We start from the raw sequence: 4,484 nt of genomic DNA, 5'->3' as shown, positions 1-4,484 counted from the left end.
TGGCCGAGCTGGGCCGGATCGGCGCCTTGCCCGGCGGCGGCACGAACCGCTTGGCCCTGTCGGACGCGGACCGCGCCGCGCGCGACTGGACGGTGCAGCAGATGCGCTCCCTCGCCATGCACGTCGAGATCGACGCCATCGGCAACGTATTTGCCACCTGTGCCGGCACCACCGACCTGGCGCCTGTGGCCACCGGCAGCCACATCGACACCGTGCGCACCGGCGGCCTGTACGACGGCAACTACGGCGTCATGGCGGGGCTGGAAGTGGTGGCCGCGTTGCGGGATGCGGGCGTGCGCACGCGCCGGCCGCTGCAGGTGGCATTTTTCACCAACGAGGAAGGCGCGCGCTTTCAGCCCGACATGCTGGGCAGCCTGGTGCATGTGGGCGGCATGCCGCTGGAAGACGCGCTGGCCAGCGCGGCCGTGGACGACGGCGCCACGCTGGGCACAGAGCTCTCGCGCATCGGCTACGCGGGGACGGCGGCTGTCGGCTCGCCGCGCGTGGACAGCTTCATCGAACTGCACATCGAGCAGGGGCCGGTGCTGGACCGCGAGGGCATTGCCATCGGCGTGGTCGAAGGCGTGCAGGGCATTTGCTGGATGGAATTCAGTTTTACCGGCCACAGCAACCACGCGGGCACGACGCCCATGGCGTTGCGCAACGACGCAGGCATGGTGGCCATGCGCTGCGCCGCTTTCCTGCACGAACTGGTGGCGCGCTACGGCGGACGCCAGCTGGGCACGGTGGGCGCGGTGACGCTGCAGCCCAATCTGATCAACGTGATTCCAAGCCGCGCCACGATGACCGTCGATCTGCGCAACACCGACGGCACGCTGCTGCAGGCCGCGCGGGCCGAAATGCTGGCCCATGCCCGGCGGCTGGCGGCCGAGCACGGCGTGCAGTTCAGCCACCGCCAGCTGGCCGACTTTGCCCCGGTGCAATTCGATGCCGGGCTGGTTGACAGCGTGGAGCGCCACGCGCGCGCGGCCGGGCTGTCCACGCTGCGCATGCCCAGCGGCGCCGGACACGACGCGCAGATGCTGGCCCGCGTGTGCCCGACGGCCATGGTGTTCGTGCCCAGCGCCGGCGGGCTGAGCCACAACGTGCGCGAGCACACCGATGCGCAGCAACTGGAGCAAGGCGCCAACGTGCTGCTGCAGGTGATGCTGGAGCAGGCCAACCGCGCCTGATTCCGCCACTATTTCAATTAAAACACCCGCTAGCGCTTATGTACTGTGCGCAAGCAGCTATCAATTTTGCAGAAAGCAGGCCTCCACATGTCCCGCATCGTCAACGTCGCCCTGGGCCAACTGGGCCCCATCCAGCGCAGCGACAGCCGCACGGCCGTCGTCCGGCGCCTGTGCGCCCTGATGCGTGAAGCCCACAGCCTGGGCGCCCACGTCATCGTCTACCCCGAACTGGCATTGACCACCTTCTTTCCGCGCTGGTACCTCGAAGACCCGGCCGAGATCCGCAGCTATTTCGAGCGCAGCATGCCCAGCGCCGAAACGCAGCCGCTGTTCGACCTGGCCAAGGAGCTGGGCGTGGGCTTTTACCTGGGCTACGCCGAGCTGGCCGAGGAGGCGGGACAACTCACGCAGTACAACACCGCCATCCTGGTCGACCGAACGGGCCGCATCATCGGCAAGTACCGCAAGATCCACGTGCCGGGCCATTTCGAGCACGAACCCTGGCGCAAATTCCAGCATCTGGAGAAGCGCTACTTCACGCCAGGCGCATCGTTTGACGTGCACCATGCGTTTGGCGGCACCGTGGGCATGGCGCTGTGCAACGACCGCCGCTGGGCCGAAACCTACCGCGTCATGGCATTGCAGGGCGCCGAGATGATCTTCATTGGCTACAACACGCCGGTGCACAACGCGCCGGCGCCGCAGCACGACGATCTGTCGCTGTTCCACAACCAGCTCTCCGTGCAGGCCGGCGCCTACCAGAACGGCTGCTGGGTGGCCAGCGTGGCCAAGGGCGGCATCGAGGAAGGCGTGGACAGCATCGCGGGCAGCCTGCTGGTGGCGCCATCGGGCGAAGTGGTGGCGCGCTGCACCACCCGGGACGACGAGGTGGTGCTCGGCCGTTGCGACCTGGATTTTTGCGCCATCTACAAGCGCACCACCTTCAACTTTGACCTGCACCGCCACCCCGAATGCTATGGGCTGATCGTGCAGAAAAAGGGCGAGACACTGGCCGCCGACGGCAGTGTCTGGCAGGGCTGAGGAGGCTTGAAACGCCCTGCCCGCCCCAACCGTCCGAACTTCCGTGCTATCGCCTGTCCGCCCGTAACGGCGCCCACCCGGCGCCACCGTACCGAGCGCGGCACCTTGCTGGGCAATGGCGGCACGGCCCCACACGCCGCTGGACGTGAAACACTGCCTCGCATCCGCCCGGGTGCAGGGGCGTAAAAAAAGAGAGCCATGGGCTCTCTTTCTGGCTGCGGGCGCTGCACTGCCACCACAGCATGGGCCCGATGGGCCGCGCGCGGTTTACTGGCCGTCCCAGCGACGCAGCACCAGGCTGGCGTTGGTGCCGCCAAAGCCGAAGCTGTTGGACAGCGCCGTGCGAATGGGTGCGTCGCGCGTTTCCCGCACGAGCGGCATGCCTTCGGCGGCCGGCTCAAGCGTCTCGATGTTGGCCGATGCGGCAATGAAGCCCTGGCGCAGCATCAGCAGGCAGTAAATGGCTTCCTGCACGCCCGTGGCGCCCAGCGAATGGCCGGTGAGCGACTTGGTGGACGAGAACGGCGGAACCGCATCGCCAAACACTTCGCGAATCGCCCGCAGTTCGGGCACATCGCCCACCGGCGTGGAGGTGCCGTGGGTGTTGATGTAGTCGATGGGCTCGCCCACGGTGGAGATGGCCTGGCGCATGCAGGCAATCGCGCCGTCACCCGACGGGGCCACCATGTCGGCACCGTCCGACGTGGCGCCAAAGCCGATGACTTCGCCCAGGATGTTGGCGCCGCGCGCCAGGGCGTGGTCCAGGCTTTCGAGCACTACGGCGCCGCCGCCGCCCGACAGCACGAAGCCGTCGCGGTTGGCATCGTAGGCACGCGAGGCCTTCTCGGGCGTGGCGTTGTACGCGCTGGACATGGCGCCCATGGCGTCGAACAGCAGGCCCATGCCCCAGGTCACTTCTTCACCACCGCCGGCGAACATCACGTCCTGCATGCCCCAAGCGATCTGCTGGGCTGCCGCGCCGATGCAATGCGCCGAGGTGCTGCAGGCCGACGTGATGGAGTAGTTGATGCCCTTGATGCCGAAGTTGGTCGACAGGCAGGCCGACACGGTGGAACTCATGCAGCGCGTGACCTGGTAGGGGCCCACGCGGCGGATGCCCTTGCTGCGAAGGATGTCGGCCGCCTCGATCTGGTTCGCCGGCGAGCCGCCGCCCGAACCCATGATGAGACCGGTGCGCGGGTTGGACACCTGATCGGGCATGAGGCCCGACTCGGCGATCGCCTGCTTGAGCGCAATGTGCGCATAGGCGGCAGCGTCGCCCATGAAGCGCAACTGCTTGCGGTCGATGTGCTCTTCGAGGTTGATCTGCGGCACGCCGGCCACCTGGCTGCGCATGCCCATCTCGGTGAACTGGGGCATGGCCCGGATGCCCGAGCGGCTTTCCCGCAAGGACTGCGTGACCGTGGCCATGTCGTTGCCGATGCACGAGACGATGCCCGTGCCCGTGATCACCACCCGTTTCATGCTGCGGCTCCTTGTGCTGCGCCGTCGTCCTCGCGTTTGAACAGTCCCACGCGCAGATCGCTGGCGACGTAGATTTCCTTGCCATCGGCCAGCAGGCGGGCATCGCCGATGGCCATGACCAGCTTGCGCTTGATGACGCGCTTGATGTCGATTTCGTACGTGACCAGCTTCACGTCGGGGCCGACTTCGCCGGTGAACTTGACCTCGCCCGCGCCCAGAGCGCGTCCCCGGCCCGGCAGCTGCAGCCAGGTCAAGTAAAAGCCGATGAGCTGCCACATGGCGTCCAGGCCCAGGCAGCCGGGCATCACCGGGTCACCCTGGAAATGGCAGGCGAAGAACCACAGGTCGGGGCGCACGTCGAGCTCGGCGCGGATCTTTCCCAGCCCGTGCGCGCCGCCATCGCTGTCGATGTGCGTGATGCGGTCAAACATCAGCATGGGTGGCAGCGGCAGACGCCCGCTGTCGGCGCCGAACAGCCGGCCTTCACCCGAGGCGATCAGTTGTTCGTAGGAAAAGGAATCTGCCATTTTCAATCGTGCTCCAGAACAGCGGCCCGGCCGCTTCAAATATTCAGTTTTCGCCACCCCATTGCCGGTGGCGCAGGCTCCATTATCAAGGCACACGGCCCACACGGGCGTTGATTACCCTGTTGGCGGTTTCCGGCGCCCCGAGTGCACATGACCTGGATCAATTTCCAGACCACCTTCGCAGGGAAGGCGGGCCTCGGCAGGCGCCGCCCGCCGAGGCCCGCTCAGCGCCGCACCC

At 67.1% G+C, this 4,484-nt stretch carries 4 protein-coding genes; 2 read left to right on the top strand and 2 right to left on the bottom strand.

Going from position 1 to position 4,484, the window contains the following annotated elements; genetic code table 11:
• Positions 1 to 1,193, top strand: a 1,193-nt coding sequence (locus tag ACDELDRAFT_RS19510) for a Zn-dependent hydrolase (protein WP_005799763.1), incomplete at its 5' end; no start/stop codon positions are given.
• Positions 1,194 to 1,280: 87 nt separating this feature from the next.
• Positions 1,281 to 2,234: an N-carbamoyl-D-amino-acid hydrolase gene (locus ACDELDRAFT_RS19505; protein ID WP_005799762.1), complete on the top strand. Its 954-nt coding sequence runs from the start codon at positions 1,281 to 1,283 to the stop codon at positions 2,232 to 2,234.
• Between the two features lie 267 nt (positions 2,235 to 2,501).
• Here ACDELDRAFT_RS19505 and fabB read toward each other — a convergent pair whose 3' ends face one another.
• Positions 2,502 to 3,719 carry a beta-ketoacyl-ACP synthase I gene (gene fabB, locus ACDELDRAFT_RS19500; protein WP_005799761.1) on the bottom strand — a complete coding sequence of 406 codons (1,218 nt, stop codon included), beginning with the start codon at positions 3,717 to 3,719 and terminating at the stop codon, positions 2,502 to 2,504.
• Positions 3,716 to 4,246, bottom strand: a complete 531-nt coding sequence (gene fabA / locus ACDELDRAFT_RS19495) for a 3-hydroxyacyl-[acyl-carrier-protein] dehydratase FabA (protein WP_005799760.1) — start codon at positions 4,244 to 4,246, stop codon at positions 3,716 to 3,718. Before fabA ends, fabB begins: the two co-directional genes overlap by 4 nt.
• Positions 4,247 to 4,484: the final 238 nt, after the last annotated feature.

Origin of the sequence: Acidovorax delafieldii 2AN, from assembly GCF_000175235.1 — a bacterium.
GTDB classification, from domain to species: domain Bacteria; phylum Pseudomonadota; class Gammaproteobacteria; order Burkholderiales; family Burkholderiaceae_C; genus Acidovorax; species Acidovorax delafieldii_B.
Note: the sequence above shows the minus strand (reverse complement) of the source record. Positions and strands in the feature narration are given on the sequence as shown.